The organism is Hydrogenophilus thiooxidans (assembly GCF_019049855.1).
Classification (GTDB): Bacteria; Pseudomonadota; Gammaproteobacteria; order Burkholderiales; family Rhodocyclaceae; genus Hydrogenophilus; species Hydrogenophilus thiooxidans.
Window position 1 is genome coordinate 83,329 of the sequence record NZ_JAHLSY010000006.1, and the last position, 18,503, is coordinate 101,831.

The 18,503-nt window shown below is 59.4% G+C and carries 11 protein-coding genes; 9 read left to right on the plus strand and 2 right to left on the minus strand.

The genetic code is table 11. The features are described 5' to 3' along the window. The first annotated feature begins 18 nt into the window (after positions 1 to 18). Together argA and KUL93_RS04605 are read left to right on the plus strand one after the other, a co-directional pair. Positions 19 to 1,368 carry an amino-acid N-acetyltransferase gene (gene argA, locus KUL93_RS04600; RefSeq protein ID WP_346731650.1) on the plus strand — a complete coding sequence of 450 codons (1,350 nt, stop codon included), beginning with the start codon at positions 19 to 21 and terminating at the stop codon, positions 1,366 to 1,368. Between the two features lie 9 nt (positions 1,369 to 1,377). Continuing rightward, positions 1,378 to 1,656: an oxidative damage protection protein gene (locus tag KUL93_RS04605; protein WP_217125919.1), complete on the plus strand. Its 279-nt coding sequence runs from the start codon at positions 1,378 to 1,380 to the stop codon at positions 1,654 to 1,656. A 140-nt stretch (positions 1,657 to 1,796) separates the two neighbouring features. On the opposite strand, the gene phoU is transcribed toward KUL93_RS04605, so the two are convergent. Continuing rightward, positions 1,797 to 2,495 (minus strand): phosphate signaling complex protein PhoU, encoded by a 699-nt coding sequence (phoU, locus tag KUL93_RS04610; RefSeq protein ID WP_217125920.1) that lies wholly within the window; start codon positions 2,493 to 2,495, stop codon positions 1,797 to 1,799. Positions 2,496 to 2,576: 81 nt separating this feature from the next. After that, positions 2,577 to 3,239 (minus strand): ribose-5-phosphate isomerase RpiA, encoded by a 663-nt coding sequence (gene rpiA, locus KUL93_RS04615; protein WP_217125921.1) that lies wholly within the window; start codon positions 3,237 to 3,239, stop codon positions 2,577 to 2,579. A 176-nt stretch (positions 3,240 to 3,415) separates the two neighbouring features. Here rpiA and brxF point away from each other — a divergent pair, with 176 nt between their 5' ends. From brxF to KUL93_RS04650, 7 genes are all read left to right on the plus strand, one after another. Beyond that, positions 3,416 to 3,904, plus strand: coding sequence for a BREX-3 system P-loop-containing protein BrxF (gene brxF / locus KUL93_RS04620; RefSeq protein ID WP_217125922.1), 489 nt, complete (start codon positions 3,416 to 3,418; stop codon positions 3,902 to 3,904). A gap of 3 nt (positions 3,905 to 3,907) precedes the next feature. Then, a complete protein-coding gene (locus KUL93_RS04625) occupies positions 3,908 to 7,639 on the plus strand; it encodes a DUF6079 family protein (protein ID WP_217125923.1) in 3,732 nt (1,243 codons plus the stop codon). Between the two features lie 40 nt (positions 7,640 to 7,679). Continuing rightward, positions 7,680 to 9,395 carry an ATP-binding protein gene (locus KUL93_RS04630; protein WP_217125924.1) on the plus strand — a complete coding sequence of 572 codons (1,716 nt, stop codon included), beginning with the start codon at positions 7,680 to 7,682 and terminating at the stop codon, positions 9,393 to 9,395. A gap of 142 nt (positions 9,396 to 9,537) precedes the next feature. Further along, on the plus strand, positions 9,538 to 12,633 hold the full coding sequence (locus tag KUL93_RS04635; RefSeq protein ID WP_217125925.1) for a DNA methyltransferase: 3,096 nt from the start codon (positions 9,538 to 9,540) through the stop codon (positions 12,631 to 12,633). Between the two features lie 257 nt (positions 12,634 to 12,890). After that, positions 12,891 to 15,746, plus strand: coding sequence for a DEAD/DEAH box helicase (locus KUL93_RS04640; RefSeq protein WP_217125926.1), 2,856 nt, complete (start codon positions 12,891 to 12,893; stop codon positions 15,744 to 15,746). Beyond that, a complete protein-coding gene (pglZ, locus tag KUL93_RS04645; RefSeq protein ID WP_217125927.1) occupies positions 15,739 to 17,745 on the plus strand; it encodes a BREX-3 system phosphatase PglZ in 2,007 nt (668 codons plus the stop codon). Before KUL93_RS04640 ends, pglZ begins: the two co-directional genes overlap by 8 nt. Further along, positions 17,742 to 18,494, plus strand: a complete 753-nt coding sequence (locus KUL93_RS04650; protein ID WP_217125928.1) for a hypothetical protein — start codon at positions 17,742 to 17,744, stop codon at positions 18,492 to 18,494. Before pglZ ends, KUL93_RS04650 begins: the two co-directional genes overlap by 4 nt. Positions 18,495 to 18,503 lie beyond the last annotated feature (9 nt).

An 18,503-nucleotide genomic window follows, 5' to 3' on the forward strand; every position in this document is an offset into this window, starting at 1 on the left:
ACAGAAACGCCGGAGGCGATGGTGCCGATCGCGCTTGAGGACAGCAAAGCGGTCGCGCAGTTCGTTGCGTGGCTGCGCCATTCAGCGCCCTACATCCACGCGTTTGGCGGCAAAACCTTCGTCGTGGCGTTCGACGGTGAAGTGGCGCAGGGGGAGCGGATGCAGCGGCTGGCCTACGACTGCAACCTCCTGGCTGCGCTTGGGATCCGTCTGGTGTTGGTCCATGGGGCGAGACCCCAAATCGACGCGGAGATGGCGCGGCGGGGGCTGATGCCGCAGTTTCACCACGGTCGGCGCGTCACCGACGCCAAAGCGTTGGAATGCGTGAAAGCGGCGCAGATGGTCACGCGGCTCGAGATCGAAGCCAAGCTCTCGCAGGGGCTGCCGAACACCCCGATGGCGGGAAGCTTCATGCGCATCACCGGAGGCAACTACCTGGTGGCGCGCCCCCTTGGGGTGATCGATGGGGTCGATTACCTCTACACCGGCGCGGTGCGCAAGGTGATCGCAGACGAAATCGAAGCCGACCTGGAACAAGAGAACGTCGTGCTGATCTCCCCCATCGCCGCATCCCCGTCGGGCGAAATCTTCAACCTGAGCATGGAAGAGGTGGCTGCCGAAGTCGCGGTGGCGCTGCACGCTGAAAAACTGATCTTTCTCTGCGATGCGCCGGGTATCCCTGCGCCGGAAGGGGAAGGGGTGATGGCGTCGGTGACGGTGACCGAAGCGCAGCAGCGGCTGGACGAAGCGGGCACGACCTTTACCGAAGATCTGCGCGCCTACCTGCCGTACGCGATCGACGCAGTACGGCGCGGCGTTCGGCGCGCGCACCTCATCGCGCGGGACCTCGACGGTGCGATCTTGCTCGAATGCTTCACCCACTCGGGGGTGGGCACGATGATCACCCGCAACCCCGTCTTTCGCTATCGCGACGCGACCACTGAAGACGTCCCGGCACTCATCGCGCTGATTGCGCCGATGGAAGCCGACGGCACGCTGGTGCGGCGCAACCGTGAGCTCTTGGAACAAGAGATCACCCGCTTCATCCTGGTCGAACACGACGGCGTGGTGGTGGGTTCTGCGGCGCTCTACCCCTTTTCGGAAGAGCGGGCAGGGGAATTGGCGTGCCTTGCGGTCGCGCCCGAATACCGCCGTGCCGGGATCGGCGAGGAGCTGCTGCGCCGGATCGAAGCGCGAGCGCGCGCGGCCGGTTTGGAAAAACTCTACGTCCTCACGACCCGAACCGCCCACTGGTTTCTGGAGCGGGGGTTCGTGGAAGTGGGCGTCGACGCCCTTCCGAAACAGAAGCGAGAACTTTACAATTACCAACGGCGCAGCAAAGTCTTTGTCAAAACGCTCACTCAGTAGGATCAGTCCATGACACGAACCGTTTTTTGTGTGAAGTTACAGAAAGAGGCCGAAGGGCTCGAACGTCCGCCGCTGCCAGGGGCGCTGGGAAAGAGGATCTATGAGCAGATTTCGAAAGCGGCGTGGCAAGAGTGGCAGCGCTACCAGACGATGCTCATCAACGAGTACCGCTTGAACCTTCTGGATCCGCAGGCGCGTAAATTCCTGCAAGAGAAAATGGAGCAGTTCCTCTTCGGCACGGACGCGGGTCCCGAAGCGATCCCGAACTACGTCCCGCCGCAAAACTGATTCCTGCCCAGCGATGCGGCCCATCCAACCCAATGGCTCGCGGCGCTGGCTCAAGGGCCGCGTCGTGCGCACGCTGGGGGCGGCATTGGGGGGGTGTGGCGTGATCTTGGGGGCGATCGGCGCCCATGCGCGGCCGAGGCTTACGCTTCGGATTGTGGAGTCGGGGAGCCGCGGTAGCGCACGTCCTTGCCCTCCACCACGTAGATCACGTGTTCGACGATGTTCTTCGCGTGGTCGCCCACGCGTTCGAGCGCTTTCGCGATGAAGACCAATTCGATCGATTGCGAGATCGTGCGCGGGTCTTCCATCATATAGGTGATCAGCTCGCGCAGGATCCCTTTGAACATGCGGTCTACCTCTTTGTCGCGCGCCAGGATTTCGCCAGCTTGGTCGTCTTCGAGCCGCGCGTAGAGGTCGAGCGCTGCATGGAGCATCTCCACGCCGGTACGGGTGATCAGATCGAGCTCGACGCTGGGCGTGAAAGCGGGTTGCCGTTCCAGCAGGCGCAAGCCCGCTTTCGCGATCTTTTTCGCCTCGTCGCCAATCCGTTCCAGGTCTGTCGCGATCTGCATCGTCGCAAGCGCCAGCCGCAGGTCGCTTGCGGTGGGCGCATTGCGCACGATGAGATGCACGGTTCTATCGAACACTTCGCGGTCTTCGGCGTTGATCTCTTTTTCTTTTGAACGAACCGCTTCCAGCAAATCGGCGTTGCCGGTCCGCACCCCTTCGACCGCGCGCTGCACCTGCGCTTCCACCTCCCGCCCCATGGTGAGTACCAAGGTGCGCAACTCGTTGATCTCTTTGTCAAAGAGGGAAAGGGTGTGCGGCTTCAGGTTCATCAGCGGTTCTCCCATAGAACGTGCCGGCAATCTTAGCATGGGATTGTGACGGTTTGGTGACAACGCGAAAACCGCATGCCGTCAGGGTCGTACGAACCGCTCGACCCCGTTGGGGGTACCCAAAAGGAGCACATGCGCCGCCTGCATCGCGAAGATGCCGTTCGTGACCACGCCGGGAATGTCGTTGAGCCGCCGCTCCCACGCGAGCGGATCGTCGATCCTCAGCCCATGCACGTCCAGGATCTGGTTGCCATTGTCGGTGGTGAACCCTTCGCGCAGCTTCGGGTCGCCCCCCAACGCGCGGAGTTGTCGCGCCACGAACGCCCGCGCCATCGGGATCACCTCGACGGGCAGGGGAAAACGGCCCAACACCGCGACGCGTTTGGTCGCGTCGCAGATGCAGACGAAGCGTTCGCTCATCGCCGCGACGATCTTTTCGCGCGTAAGCGCCCCCCCGCCCCCTTTGATCATGCAGAAGTTGGGGTCGATCTCGTCTGCGCCGTCGATATAGAGCGCAAGCGATTCAACCGCATTGGCGTCCAACACCGGCACGCCGATCGCTTTGAGGCGCGCGGTGGTCGCTTCCGAGCTCGAAACGGCGCCCGCGAGCTTCTTGCCGCTTCTGCCCAACGCGTCGATGAAACAGTTCACCGTCGAGCCGGTGCCGACACCGATCACTGCGCCATCGGGGATCTCCTGCACGGCCGCTTCGCCAACGAGTTGTTTGAGGGTGTTTGGGTCCATTGGAGCTCCTTTGTGAAGTAGGGCGAAAACCAGTCGATCGATCGTTTCGATGGTGATATTAGCACGTAGTGAAAAAGGCGTGGGGCTGCAAGGTTGTGGTGCGGGGGATCCCGTACAAAATCGGGCATAATGGATCGAATGGCGTGGACAGCTTGACAAGGGGGAGGGGAAACCCGATGTGGCCGGCGCGATCAGAAATCAAAAAACGCATCGATCAGGTACAGGCGCTTTATTTTCGCCTCGTCTTGCTGGTAGGCAGAGCGCAAACCGGTAAAACCGCTGTGCTTCAAGCGATTGCGGCAGAATTTTCGACGCCGCTCATCAACGTCAATCTGGAACTCTCCCGCCGCATGTTGGACCTGACCGAACGTCAACGGGCTCTGCTGACGCAAAAACTCCTGGACGAAATCGTCCGTGCAGTTCCAGGTGAACTGGTTTTGCTCGACAACATCGAGATTCTTTTTGATGTCCACTTGCAGCACGATCCTATGCGTCTGCTTCAGGGATTGTCCCGGAATAAGAGCGTTGTCGCGGCATGGAATGGCTCGATAGCGGGTGGGGATATCATTTATGCTGCTTTAGGCCATCCCGAATATCGACGCTACCCAATTCGCGATTTTCTGGTGATCACTCCAGATGCCAATACGGATAGACCTGAGAGGTAAAGAATGAAATACCGTGACCTGATCCATTTCGAGCCGATCGAGTCCGTAGTGCAGCTACGGGATGCCGATGAAGCCGCTGCTGCCCAGCAGCTGGTGAGCACCTACGTCATCTCCGACGAGATGGCTGAGAAATTGTCTGACCTCGTGATTCCCCAACTCCAGTTCGACCAGCCCATCGATAACAAAGGACTGCTTGTCGTGGGCAACTACGGTACCGGTAAGTCACACCTGATGTCGGTGATCTCCGCTGTCTGCGAGTATTCGGAGCTGCGAACTTCGCTGAGCCATTCACAGGTGGCTCAAGCAGCCAGCGCAATCGCGGGCAAGTTCAAGGTGGTTCGTACCGAGATCGGGGCCACCACCATGTCGTTGCGGGAGATCCTGGTTGCCGCGTTAGAGGAAGCGCTCGCCGCGATGGGGGTGGCTTACACCTTTCCGGGTGCTAGCCAGGTCTCCAACAACAAGCGGGCCTTCGAGGAGATGATGGCCGCGTTTCACCAGGTCTATCCAGACTACGGACTCCTTCTGGTTGTAGATGAGCTGCTCGACTATCTCCGCACCCGCAAGGACCAGGAATTGATCCTCGACCTCAATTTTCTCCGTGAGGTGGGTGAGGTCTGCCGAAGCTTGCGCTTCCGCTTCATCGCGGGTGTTCAGGAGGCTATCTTCGACAACCCCCGTTTTGCCTTCGTGGCCGACAGCATCCGCCGGGTCAAGGATCGGTTCGAACAGATTCTCATCGCCCGCAAGGACGTGAAGTTCGTCGTCGCCAAGCGTCTGCTCAAGAAGAACGCAGAACAGCAGGCCAAGATCCGCGAGTACCTTACCCCGTTCGCCAAGTTCTACGGCAACATGAACGAGCGGATGGACGAGTTCGTCCGCCTTTTTCCGGTTCATCCCGACTACATCGACACCTTCGAACGCGTCACAGCGGTGGAGAAGCGCGAGGTGCTCAAAACCCTGTCGCTGGCGATGAAAAAACTCCTTGACCAAGAGGTGCCGCAGGACCGGCCCGGTCTCATCGCCTACGACAGCTACTGGACAAATCTGCGTGAGAACCCCTCCTTCCGCGCTGTCCCAGAAATCAAAGCGGTGATCGATTGCAGCCAGGTGCTGGAGTCCCGTATCACACAGGCCTTCACCCGGCCGGTGTACAAGCCGATGGCGCTGCGCATCATCCACGCGCTCTCGGTCCACCGGCTGACGACCGGAGACATCTACGTCCCCTTAGGCGCCACGGCTGAAGAGTTGCGCGACGCGCTCTGTCTCTACCAGCCCGGCATCGAGGACCTGGGGGGCGATCCAGCAGAGGATCTACTGACCCTCGTAGAAACGGTCTTGAAGGAGATCCACAAGACCGTGAGCGGCCAGTTCATTTCCTCCAACCCAGATAACCGTCAGTACTACCTGGATCTCAAGAAGACCGACGACTACGACGCGCTTATCGAGAAGCGTGCCGAAAGCCTCGATGCATCCCAGCTCGACCGCTACTACTACGAGGCTCTGAAACGGGTCATGGAGTGCACCGACCAGACCTACGTTACCGGCTATCGCATCTGGCAGCACGAACTGGAATGGCTGGAGCACAAGGCGTCAAGGCAAGGCTATCTCTTCTTTGGCGCGCCCAACGAGCGCTCGACGGCGGTACCGCCCCGTGATTTCTACCTCTACTTCATCCAGCCGTTCAATCCACCGCACTTCAAGGACGAGAAGAGGGCCGATGAGGTATTCTTCCGCCTAAAGGGCAGGGATGATGCGTTCGATCAGAAACTACGCTTTTATGCAGCCGCTTTGGATCTTGCCTCCACCTCGAGCGGCCACGCCAAAACCACCTATGAGTCGAAAGCCGCTGGGTTTCTGCGGGAATTGGTGGGGTGGTTACAGAAGCATGTCGCAGATGCTTTTGAAGTCACCTATCAGGGACGTACCCGGCTGCTCATCGAATGGGTTAAGGGCAAACCTATCCGCGAACGCCTCGGCATCGCCGATCATGAGCGGATCAACTTCCGCGACCTAGTGAACACCGTCGCTGGGATGATCCTTGCTGCCCACTTTCAGGACCAAGCGCCTGAGTATCCTAATTTTTCGGTGCTCATTACGAGCCAAAACCGTGAACAGGCAGCCCAGGACGCCCTGCGCGCCATCGCCGGACAGAACGCTACCCGCCAGGCGAGTGCCGTGCTCGACGCCCTGGAGCTCCTCGACGGCGAGCGGCTCGCTCCAAACCGCTCCAGGTACGCTGGGCACATCCTGAATATCCTGAAGAAGAAGGGGCATGGCCAGGTGGTCAACCGCTCGGAGCTGATCCAGGAAGTCTACGGCGTCGAGTACTTCGCACCGGACAAGGGCTACCGTCTGGAGCCCGAATGGGCTGTCGTGGTCCTGGCCGCGCTCGTCTACTCCGGTGACCTGGTGCTTGCGATTCCGGGGAAGAAGTTCGACGCTACCGGGCTGCCGCAGCTGGCCGCGGCGACCATCGACGAACTGGTCCACTTCAAGCACATCGAACGGTCCAAAGAGTGGAATCTGCCCGCCATCAAAGCACTCTTCGAGCTGCTCGAGCTTACGCCGGGTTTGGCGCAGCTTGTCACCCTGGGCAAGGAAGAGCCGGTCCAGCAGCTCCAGAAAGCCATCGGCCAGGTGGTAGAGAAACTGGTCTTGGCCCAACAAAGCCTGCAAAGCGGCTTGTCGTTCTGGGGCAGGCATCTGCTCGCTGAGGAGGAAGCAGCCCAGCTGCGCGACCGGCTCAACCAGACCAAGACCTTCCTGGAATCCCTCCAAGCCTACTCCTCGCCCGGTAAATTCAGGAACTTCCGCTATGACGTCCAGGAGGTGACGCGTCACGAAGACGGCCTGAGGAACCTTTCGGAGATCGAGTCCCTGCAGGAGCTGGTGCGCGACCTGGGCCCGGTGGCCTCCTACCTCTCCACTGCCGAGGCCGTGCTGCCCACGGATCACGAGTGGGTTGAGCGGATGAAAGCGACGCGAGATGCGGTACTCGCGCAGGTGTCGGACCCGGCTCAGCGCACGTCCAGCGCTTTCCGTCAGCAAACCCTGCGTAAGCTCACTGACCTCAAGAAGGCCTACGTGCAAGCCTATCTCGCCATGCACACCCGAGCACGACTGGGCGTGAACGAGGACAAGCGCAAGCGTGCGCTTTTGCAGGACGAACGGCTCAAGAAACTCCAGCAGCTCTCTACGGTTGATCTGATGCCGCGCCAGCACCTGACTGATTTTCAGAACCGCTTGGCCAGCCTGAAGAGCTGCTTCGCACTCACCGAACAGGACCTCGTTACTGCGCCGATCTGCCCGCATTGCGGCTTCCGGCCTAGCACGGAAGGCATGGGCGCACCTGCTGTGACTGTGCTCGAGCAGCTGGACACGGAACTGGACAGGCTCCTCGAGGACTGGACCCAGACGCTGCTCACCAACCTGGAGGACCCGACCACCCGCGGCAACCTCGACCTGCTCAAGCCCGAGCCCAGGAAGCTGGTTGATGCCTTCCTTGAACGACGCAAGCTGCCGGAGGAGCTCAGCCAAGAGTTTATTCAGGCCCTCAAAGAGGTGCTCTCAGGGTTGGTCAAGGTTGCCGTGAAAACCGAGGATCTGCGCGCAGCTCTGCTCAAGGGCGGTGTGCCAGCAACGCCCGCGGAGATGAAGAAACGCTTTGAGGAATACCTGGATGAACTCACTAAGGGCAACGAGCCCGGCAAAGTCCGAATCGTACTGGAGTGAAATTACAAGTGGGCGCAAATGAAAACAAAATGAGATTGTGATGAAAGATCTCGACGAGATTCGCTCTCTCCTTGACGAGCTAGAAAGTCAGCCGGCGGATGCCCTTGAAGGGCAGGATCTCGATTTCAAGGAATGGAACACCCGCAGCATTCAGGATGCTGTGGCTCTGGTCGTGGAAATGGCGGTCTGCATGGCCAATGGCGGCGGGGGCACCGTCATTTTCGGTGTTAACGACAAGGCGGTAGGACGATCCAATGCCATCCTGGGCGTGCCACCAGAAATCGATATCAATCGGCTGAAAAAGGCGGTTTACGACTCCACAGATCCTAAATTGACTCCCGTGTTCCAGGAGCTTTCGGTTTCAGAGGGGACTGGACGACTCATTGTCATGCAGATTTATCCCGGTCTGCCACCCTACACGGACACGCAGGGACGCGGCAAGATCCGAATTGGCAAGGATTGTCAGCCACTTACGGGCACCTTGCGCCGTCGCATCATGGTGGAGACCGGCGAAACCGATTTTACCGCCACTCCGGTTTCCGGCATGCCTGAATCCCTGGTCTCTGCAGCGGCGATGGAACGTCTCCGCGAGGCCGCTCGTCGCGAGAATGCTCCCGACGATCTCCTGCGTCGTCCCGATCGGGAACTGCTTGCTACGCTTGGGCTCATCCGGGACGGACGCTTGCTGAGATCGGGGGTATTGCTGACCGGAACGGAGCGTGCCATTCGGAAACATTTCCCCGGCTACGTCTGGACGCATCTGCGCATGGTATCGGACACGGGCTATTCCGATCGCGCAGATGGATACGATGCACTTCCCATTGCTTTGGATCGTATCCTTGACCGGATCATGGCTGACAACCCGATTACCACCGTTCCCCAGGGCCTGTTCCATTTCGAAATCCGGACCTATCCTGAAATCGCCTTGCGGGAGGCACTGCTCAATGCCTTCGTTCATGCCGATTACCGGATTCACGGCCCCATTCTGGTCAAGCAATTTCAAGATCGTCTTGAAATCAGCAATCCCGGCGGGCTACCAGGCGGCATCACGCCGCAGAACATCCTGCGCCATGAACCGGTTCCTCGAAACCCTGCCCTGGTGGATGCCCTGACACGCTTGCGTCTTGTCAACCGCAGCAACCTGGGGGTACGCCGGATGTACCAGGCTTTGCTCATCGAGGGCAAGGAGCCTCCCGAGATCATCGATGAAGGCGAAGCGGTCCGGGTTATCTTCCGCGCCAGCGATTTGTCTGTTCCCTTTCGGCTCTTCGTGGCACAAGAGGCCGACAAGGGTCGTATCCTGTCAGTCGAGGAGCTTCTGACCCTGCAGTATCTCTTGAGGCATCCCGAAATCGACACATCCACGGCAGCCCGTATTACCCAGCAGACGGAAAGCGACGCCAAGGAAACCCTGAGCCGCATGGAGCTCGATCTGGGCTATCTGGAGCGTGGCGGCACGGGCCGGGGCACCTACTGGCGTCTGCGTGCCGACCTGCACCGGCGCCTCTCGGCTCCCGGTCATCCCGAGCGAGACCGCCGCATTGATTGGGAAGCCGCGAAGACTCGAGTGTTGAGCATTCTTAAGCAGCGCGCTGAACGAGGAGAGTCTGGATTGAGTAACGCGGAGATTCGCCAGATTACTCATTTGGACAGGAATCAGGTGGCCAGGTTGATGCGAGAGTTACGGCAAGAGAACCCGCAAATACAGGAACCGGGGCGAGGACGCTGGGCGCGTTATGAATGGGCAAAGCAATAATGCTGCTCATTGAATGTTGCATTGAAAGCCATCTAATGCGCACTTTAATGCGCAGTGCGTATTGGAGCGCATTGCATGATGGCAATAAGACGGCTCCATTCCGCCCCATCCAGTCAAAAGGAGTAAAAGGAGTAAAGTTCGCATGAACCACCAAAACAACCTTTTTGAAAACCAGGATCTCAAAACCAGGAACCAGGAACCGGTCGAATGTCTTGGCCAGACATTCGCCTCCGACGAAGCGCGGCGGGAACACTTCCTCCGCATCTTGCGCGAAGGGCTGGAGGAACTCCACGCCAAGCTTGGCGGTGTGCCCTTCACCTCGGTGAAAGACGCCGTGGAACGGATGAAGTCGATCGAGAAATGGCCGATGGGAGATGACGCGCGTCTGCGTGAGCTCGCCGAGCGCATGCGCCATGCGGACTCAAGCAAGGACCTGCTCCAGCGCTGGAAGGACGAGGTCGGCTTCCCGCAGGGGAGGATCGAGGACATCCTGAACCTCTCCGATCCACCCTATTACACGGCGTGCCCGAACCCCTTCATCGCGGACTTCATCACGCACTACGGCAAACCCTACGACCCGCAGACCGACGACTACCGGCGGGAGCCGTTTGCAGCAGACGTGAGCGAAGGCAAGAACGACCCCATCTACAATGCGCACTCCTACCATACGAAGGTGCCGCACAAGGCCATCATGCGGTACATCCTCCATTACACCGAACCGGGGGATGTTGTCTTTGACGGCTTCTGTGGCACGGGGATGACCGGCGTGGCCGCACAACTCTGCGGCGACCGGACGACGGTGGAGTCGCTGGGCTACAAGGTGGATGATGCAGGCACCATCTACCAGCCGGAACAGGACGAAAGCGGCAAAACGGTCTGGAAGCCGTTCTCGAAGCTCGGCGCGCGGCGCGCCGTCCTCAACGACCTCTCGCCGGCGGCGACCTTTATCGCCTACAACTACAACACACCGGTGGACGTGCGCGCCTTCGAGCGCGAAGCCAACCGGATACTGAAGGAGGTGGAGGCCGAATGCGGCTGGATGTACGCCACGCTCACCACCACCGCTGCGAACGAGGTGACGACGTGGGCCGAGCGCCTGCGCGCATGCCGCACGGCCGACGAGGCGCGGGCGCTGATCGCGTCGATCCCACACCGCGGCACGATCAACTACACTGTCTGGTCTGATGTGTTCGTCTGCCCGGACTGCACCGAGGAGGTGGTCTTCTGGGAAGCGGCGGTGGACAAGGAAGCGGGCAAGGTCAGAGACGAATTTCCCTGCCCCCACTGCGGCGCGAGTCTCACCAAGCGCACGATGGACCGTGCTTGGGTGACCAAATACGACAAAGCTATCGGCCAAACCATCCGCCAGACCAAGCAAGTGCCGGTGCTGATCAACTACAGCGTCGGTAGCAAGCGGTATGAAAAGACGCCCGACGCCTTCGATCTGGCGCTGATCGAGAAGATCGAAGCGCTGGACATTCCCTACTGGGTTCCGACCGACCGGATGCCGGAGGGTGAGGAGTCGCGGCGTAACGATGACATTGGCCTCACCCACGTGCATCATTTCTACACGAAGCGGAATTTGTGGGTGTTATCGACCCTAACTGATAAAGCGGCTAAACATTCACATCAACGCCTAAAGGTGTTTCTTCGATTTCTGTTTGAACAGTGGGTCATTGGTTTCTCGTTATTGAATAGATATTCGCCGCACCATTATTCCCAGAACAACAGGAACTTGAGCGGAACATTATATGTGGGCTCCCAGATTTCCGAGGTATCTCCGAAATACGCTTTTCCAGAGAAAATTAAGCGATTAGTACGAGCCTTTGGTGAGTATATGCCAACTTCTATAAGCCTCGTAACTACTCTAGATACATCGATATTGATGGCAGGACCGCAATCTGTTGATTACATCTTCACCGACCCACCTTTTGGTAGCAACCTGATGTATTCCGAACTTAACTTCCTCTGGGAAGCGTGGCTGAAGGTCTTCACCAACAACAAGCCTGAAGCGATCGAAAACAAGGTACAAGGCAAGGGGCTGGCGGAATACCAGCACCTGATGACCGAATGCTTCAAGGAGTACTACCGGGTACTCAAGCCGGGGCGCTGGATGACGGTCGAGTTTCACAACTCGAAGAACGCCGTCTGGAACGCGATCCAGGAGGCGTTACAAGCGGCCGGCTTCGTCATCGCCGACGTGCGCACGTTGGATAAGAAGCAGGGCTCGTTCAAGCAGGTGACCAGCGCCAATGCCGTCAAACAGGACCTGGTCATTTCGTGCTACAAGCCGAATGGGGGGCTGGAAGAGCGCTTCAAGCGCGAAGCCGGCACCGAGGAAGGTGTCTGGGACTTCGTCCGCACCCATCTGAAGCAACTGCCGGTGTTCGTCGCCAGGGACGGCAAGGTGGAAGTCATCGCGGAGCGGCAGAACTACTTGCTCTTCGACCGCATGGTGGCTTTCCATGTCCAGCGTGGCGTGATGGTGCCGCTTTCTGCGGCGGAGTTCTACGCCGGTCTCACCCAGCGCTTCCCGGAGCGTGACGGGATGTACTTCCTGCCCGAGCAGGTCGCTGAGTACGACAACAAGCGCATGAAGGTGAAGGAGGTCCTTCAGCTTACGCTCTTTGTCACCGACGAGGCCTCCGCGATCCAATGGCTCAAGCAGCAGCTCACCAGGAAGCCGCAGACCTTCCAGGAGCTCCATCCGCAGTTCCTCAAGGAGATCGGCGGCTGGCAGAAGCACGAAAAGCAGCTCGAGCTCTCCGAGCTTTTGGAACAAAACTTCCTTCGCTACGACGGCAAGGGCCCGATTCCAGCCCAACTTGTCTCCTGGATGAAGCAAAGCGCCGACCTCCGCAAAATCATTCAGGAAGAGCTGGCTTCCGGCCGTGCGGCGGAGGAGAACGGCCAACTCAGCACTCAGTCCTCAGTCCTCATCACTCGCGCCAAAGACCGCTGGTACGTTCCGGATCCGAACAAGGCTGGCGACCTGGAGAAGCTCCGTGAGCGGGCACTGCTGCGCGAGTTCGAGGAATACCGCGAGTCCAAGCAGAAGCGCCTGAAGGTGTTCCGCCTCGAAGCCGTCCGCGCTGGCTTCAAGAAAGCTTGGCAGGAACGGGACTACGCGACCATCATCGCCATGGCCCGCAAAATCCCCGAGAACATCCTCCAGGAGGACCCTAAGCTCCTCATGTGGTACGACCAGGCGCTCACTCGTTCTGGGGAGGCGGGATAACGCTATGAGCTATGAGTAATGGGAGGAAAGGCATGAACGATACAGATCTCATGGCGGAGGCGCTGATCATACTGTCGATGGCCATGTAAAAATGACCCACGTTGGCCATCGAAATTGACCCACCTTCGTTACCCTGCCTCTGATGATGTTCAGGTCCTTGAAGGAGGAAAGGACGCTTTTGAGATGCGGAGAAGGAAATATGGCTTTTGAAAGGCGGATAACGAGAGTCTTTCGTTGATGGGAGAAGTCGAACAACGATGACCCCGTCGGTGGAAAACAACAACTGGTACTACAGCCCCGAGCACGGGGAACTCTGCCGGGTCATCGAGACCCAGACGCTCTGGGGCGAGACCGTCTGCCGTGTCTGGCTTCCGGGCAAAGATACCGTCGTGCGGTTGCCTGCCACGCGCCTTCGGCCCGTGCAGGAGGCAAGTCTCGGCACCGTGGACGGGATCGCTTATCTCGCCGCAGCGGCGCGGGTTGCCGATGCGCTGACCCAGGACGTCCTGCTCGCGCCCATCGAATCGTCCGTCATCCCGCTGCCGCATCAGATTCGAGCGCTCTCCAGGGCCATTTCCAATGACCGCGTGCGCTATCTCCTGGCAGACGAGGTGGGCCTGGGCAAGACCATCGAGGCAGGTCTCATCATGCGGGAGCTCAAGCTCCGGGGCCTGGTGAGGCGGACGCTGGTCATCGCCCCGAAGGGCCTGGTGACCCAATGGGTGGCGGAAATGCGCACCCACTTCGGGGAGGAGTTCCGCCTGCTCATCCCGAGCGACTTCTCCGCCTACCGCCGCATCGCTCAAGAAGACAACCTCTGGCAGAGCCATCCACAGGTGGTCTGTCCCATGGACTCGGTGAAGCCCCTGGACGGCCGTCGCGGCTGGTCGAAAAAACAGGTGGCCGAGTACAACCGGGAGCGCTTCGAGGATCTGATCTCCGCCGGCTGGGACCTGGTGATCGTGGACGAGGCCCATCGTCTGGGTGGGAGCACGGACCAGGTGGCCCGTTACAAGCTCGGCCAGGCGCTGGCCGAAGCCGCGCCCTACCTGCTCCTGCTCTCTGCCACGCCGCACCAGGGGAAGACGGATCATTTTAGGCGGCTTCTCTCTTTACTGGATCCAGAAGCGTTTCCCGATGAGGAAAGCATTTCCAAGGAGCGGGTACAGCCCTACGTCATCCGAACAGAAAAGCGCCGGGCCATCGACGCGCAGGGTAAGCCGCTTTTCAAACCCCGGCGTACGGAGCTCGCTCCGGTCTCCTGGGAGGATCGCCACCGGGATCAACGGCTGCTCTACGAGGCGGTGACCGAATACGTGCGCGAGGGCTACAACCAGGCTATCGCTGAGAAGCGCAGTGCCATCGGATTCCTCATGATTCTGATGCAGCGCCTGGTGGTCTCCAGCACCCGCGCCATCCGTACCGCTCTGGAGCGGCGCCTCGAAGCGCTTGAGGCTCCGCAGGAACAGCTCATACTCTTTTCGCAGCTCAGCGAGGAGGACTGGGCCGATCTGGACGGCCAGGAGCTGATGAACACGCTGCTCAAGACCCGGCTCAAGGCCCTGAAGAATGAACGGGCCGAGGTGAAGCGGCTCCTGGAAGCGGCGAAGCGCTGCGAAGCCCAAGGCCCGGACGCTAAGGCCGAAGCGCTCCTGGAGTGGATCTACCGTCTTCAGGCCGAGGAAGGCGACCCGGATCTCAAGGTGCTGGTGTTCACCGAGTTCGTGCCGACCCAGGAGATGTTGTACGAGTTCCTGAGCGAGCGTGGCTTTACGGTGGTGTGCCTCAATGGCTCCATGGACATGGAGGCGCGCAAGCGGGTCCAGGACGCATTCGCCAAGGATGCCCGCATCCTCATCTCGACGGACGCCGGTGGTGAGGGTCTCAACCTCCAGTTCTGTCATGTGGTCATCAACTACGACATTCCCTGGAACCCGATGCGCCTGGAACAACGCATCGGCAGGGTGGATCGCATCGGCCAGACCCACACGGTGCGCGCCATCAACTTCGTGTTCGAGGACTCGGTTGAACACCGTGTCCGCGAGGTTCTGGAGGAAAAACTGGCGGTCATCTTCGAGGAGTTCGGTATCGACAAGACCGGTGACGTGCTCGACTCTGCTCAGGCGGGGCGCATTTTCGATGACCTGTATGTGGAGGCCATCCTCAATCCTGAGGCAGCGGAAACGAAAATCAATGAAGTGGTGCAGAGCATTGAGGAGCAGGCCCGCGAGTCTCGGCAAAGCGCCTCGGTGCTCGGTTCTGTTGAATACCTAGATCCCGGTGAAGCGCAGCGGCTGCTGGCCCATCCGCTCCCACATTGGGTGGAGCGCATGACGGTGAGCTACCTGCAGGCGCATGGCGGCAAAGCTGATAGAAAGAACGGAGCCTGGGAGCTTACTTGGCCCAGCGGCGAGCGACTGACCCATGTCGTCTTCACCAGAGAGGCAGAAGCGAACCCTGTGAGCTACCACTTGACGCTGGAAGATCCCAAGGTGCGTGGGCTGGTCATGCGCCTGCCTCCCTTTGCCCCGGGACAACCAATCCCGGTCATCACGCTACCTGGTCTTTCCCCAGAGGTCAGGGGTTTTTGGTCGCTTTGGCAGATTTCAGTCACGTGTGGTGCGTTGCGGCGAACGAATCTTTCCGACACACAAGAGCGACTCGACCCGGAAACTGAGACGCGGCGAAGACGCATCATGCCTTTGTTCCTCGCCGACGACGGTCGGGTGTTTGCGCCGACTGCCCGGCACATCTGGGATCAACTACTGACTACTCCGCCCACGATCCTCCGGCATTTGGACGTCGAGACCTCGCATCAAGCCTTCGAGCGACTTTGGGATACGGCGGAGCGCCAGGGGAAGATGATCTACGACGAGCTGGTAGCCGCTCACCAGGAGCACCTTGCACAGGAGCGCGAAAAGAGCGAATACGCCTTCGCTGCGCGACGCAGAGCCATCGAGCGCATCGGACTGCCCCAGGTCCGGAAGCATCGCCTGAGTCTCTTGGAACAGGAGGAAGAACGCTTAAGGGAAGAACTCGAGCGAAGGGGCCAGATCTTGCCGAAAATGGTACCTTTGCTTCTCGTCCGCGTGGAGGGAGGAGCCCATGGGTAGTTGGCGTGACCAAATCCTGAGTGCGTTCACACCCCAGATCGCCCGGCTCACCTTGGTCGCGGATCCGGATGCTCTGCTCCTTGAAGAAGGTGTCCTCGAAGGGATCCGGGAGCGGGGCTTTGAGCTGATCCCGTTCGAAGATCATGTTTCTTTTCGCTATGTCTACGAATCCAAGTTCCGCTCTCGCTGGGACCGTGGCGAGAAAACCGATCTGGTGGTGGTGCTGAGATCGGCCTCACACGATCTCGATGCCTTACCCTACGACCTGCTGCAGGCATGCCGCAAGCTCTCGTTCTCCTTAAGCGATCTCTTCCCGAATCTCAGCTACCCCGTGGTTGCGGCGCTCGACCGGGCTGATCTCGACGCGTTGTTCGATGCGCAATTGAGGCATGCGCCGGGGCAGCTCGGCGACAACGCTACGAAAGACTTCATCCTGCGTCATGTGTTTGAGATCGCGCCGGAACTCATCAAAGAGCCTCAGGATCTGCTCCGAGTTTTGCTGCGCCGCCATTACCGTGGACAACGAATTCCGGCCATTCTCGATGAGCGCTTGATCCAAATGCTTCGTCAAAACGGCCGGTTCGAGGATTGGCCTCTAGAGGCCATCATTCCGGATCGGCAAGCATTTTTTGCGTTCCTGCAGGAGCGCTGGCCGGTGTTCCTCGACCAAGTCGCAGCTCAAATGCTCGGCGAAAAGTGCAAGGTGCGCGAGGTGGAAGCGCACTATGTCCTAAGCACCCCGCACCTGCCGTTCGACCACCCCGATGTCCGCATTTACCTCGATAATCTTTTCTTTGAGGGCTTGCTCCAGCCGGTTCCGCATGAGCAATCGCAGATGCTTGCCAAGACCTGGGTGGCTTACGGGATCGAAGTCTCCTCCGAGGAGAACCGACGCCGCCGCATGGAGGGGCTGCTGGATGCCCTCGAAAAGACGATCCCCACGGTGGAGGTGCGTCATGGGGCGTGGCTGCAGTTTGCTTACCGTTGGGCGGAACTCGTCGCGTTGGAGTTGGAGCCCGACACTATCCTGCCGGAAGGATACCGGGAGCGCCTTCAAGCTCTGAGATCCCGGATCGATTCCGCGCTCACCGATTGGGTGGTGAAGCGCTACGGGAGTCTGATCAACCTGCCGCCCACACCGCCGGTAATGCTGCATCACATCCCGCGGTTCCTCGCCCGAAGTCTCGGAGACGACCGACGCTCGAAAATCGCTTTTCTGTTGGTGGATGGCCTCGCCCTGGACCAATGGATCGCCTTGCGTGAGGTACTCAGCGAGCAGGATTCGTCTCTGCGGTTCCGTGAGAACGCCGTTTTCGCTTGGATTCCCACCGTCACTTCGGTTTCTCGGCAAGCCGCTTTTGCCGGCAAGCCACCGATCTTTTTCCCGGCGAGTATCCATACCACAGACAAAGAGCGAGCCCTTTGGACGCAGTTCTGGGTCGATCAGGGGCTTAACGCAAATGAGGTGGCTTACGCCAAGGGGCTGGGCGAAGGGGATTTGGACAAAGTTTCTGAGCTTATCTCTCAGCCCAAATTACGTGTCGTCGGGCTGGTCATCGATAAGGTCGACCAGATTCTGCACGGCATGGCGTTGGGTGCAGCGGGTATGCACAACCAGGTTCGCCTTTGGACTAAGCAGGGATTCCTGCGGGATCTTCTCGGTATCCTACATACCAAAGGTTTCCAGGTGTACCTGGCTTCGGACCACGGCAACGTTGAGGCGCAAGGGGTGGGGCGACCTGCCGAAGGGGCGGTTGCGGACGTGCGCGGCGAGCGCGTGCGTGTCTATTCGGATTCCAGATTGCGGGCGCAAATTAAAGAGCGTTTCCCGGAGTCGTTGGAATGGCCGCCGATCGGTTTGCCAGAAGATTATTTGGCGCTAATCGCACCGTACCGAACCGCTTTTGTGCGCGAAGGCGAAACCATTGTGGGGCATGGCGGTATCAGCGTTGAAGAGCTGATCGTGCCTTTCGTCCAAATTGAGAGACAAAACCGATGAAATCATCGCGACAGAGCCAAATCGGCCTTGATCGGATTGTGCGTCTGAAATGGCTAGACTACACTGCCGGTTTGGTTCTTGCTGGAATGCAAACACCAGCGGTGAAAATGGCGCTCTATACTGAGCTTCAAAGCGCGTTTCAGTCCGTGAATACCGCTGCCCGCGGATCGTTAGATAAGACGGTGACGATCTTGATGAGAATCTGGGTTCGCCCTCCGCTTGAACTGCGCCCTCTGCAACAAGATGGGCTCAAATTCCTTGTCGAACTGCCGCGCGAGTGCCGTGTTGCCGTTCACTGGGGCATGACTATGGCGGTTTATCCGTTCTGGGGTGCGGTAGCGACCAACGTTGGGAGACTCCTCAGGCTTCAAGGCACGGTGACGGCCAGTCAAGTACAACGCCGGTTGCGCGAGCAATATGGAGAGCGAGAAACGGTTTCTCGTAGGGTCCGTTATGTACTACGCAGTTTCGTGGATTGGGGCGTGCTTGTGGAGACCGATGAGCAGGGCCTGTATCGCTCTGCTTCCTCGGTTGCGGTCGATCAAGCAGCACTGATCGCGTGGTTGACCGAGGCCTATTTGCGCGCCCAAGCGACCACAGGACAGGCGTTGTCCGTCGTCATGGGGTCGCCAAGTTTTTTCCCGTTTTCATTCGCTCCCGTTTCTGCAGCCCATCTTGCCGACTGTTCTAGCCGGTTGCACTATTTCCGTCATGGACTGGACGAAGCGCTGATCATGTTGCGCGAATAGCCTGTTTCC

Excerpts from the sequence above, each read along its gene's own strand:
- argA (WP_346731650.1), top strand. The coding sequence starts at position 19 with ATGGTGCCGATCGCGCTTGAGGACAGCAAAGCGGTCGCGCAGTTCGTT.
- KUL93_RS04605 (WP_217125919.1), top strand. The coding sequence starts at position 1,378 with ATGACACGAACCGTTTTTTGTGTGAAGTTACAGAAAGAGGCCGAAGGG.
- phoU (WP_217125920.1), bottom strand. The coding sequence starts at position 2,495 with ATGAACCTGAAGCCGCACACCCTTTCCCTCTTTGACAAAGAGATCAAC.
- rpiA (WP_217125921.1), bottom strand. The coding sequence starts at position 3,239 with ATGGACCCAAACACCCTCAAACAACTCGTTGGCGAAGCGGCCGTGCAG.
- brxF (WP_217125922.1), top strand. The coding sequence starts at position 3,416 with ATGTGGCCGGCGCGATCAGAAATCAAAAAACGCATCGATCAGGTACAG.
- KUL93_RS04625 (WP_217125923.1), top strand. The coding sequence starts at position 3,908 with ATGAAATACCGTGACCTGATCCATTTCGAGCCGATCGAGTCCGTAGTG.
- KUL93_RS04630 (WP_217125924.1), top strand. The coding sequence starts at position 7,680 with ATGAAAGATCTCGACGAGATTCGCTCTCTCCTTGACGAGCTAGAAAGT.
- KUL93_RS04635 (WP_217125925.1), top strand. The coding sequence starts at position 9,538 with ATGAACCACCAAAACAACCTTTTTGAAAACCAGGATCTCAAAACCAGG.
- KUL93_RS04640 (WP_217125926.1), top strand. The coding sequence starts at position 12,891 with ATGACCCCGTCGGTGGAAAACAACAACTGGTACTACAGCCCCGAGCAC.
- pglZ (WP_217125927.1), top strand. The coding sequence starts at position 15,739 with ATGGGTAGTTGGCGTGACCAAATCCTGAGTGCGTTCACACCCCAGATC.
- KUL93_RS04650 (WP_217125928.1), top strand. The coding sequence starts at position 17,742 with ATGAAATCATCGCGACAGAGCCAAATCGGCCTTGATCGGATTGTGCGT.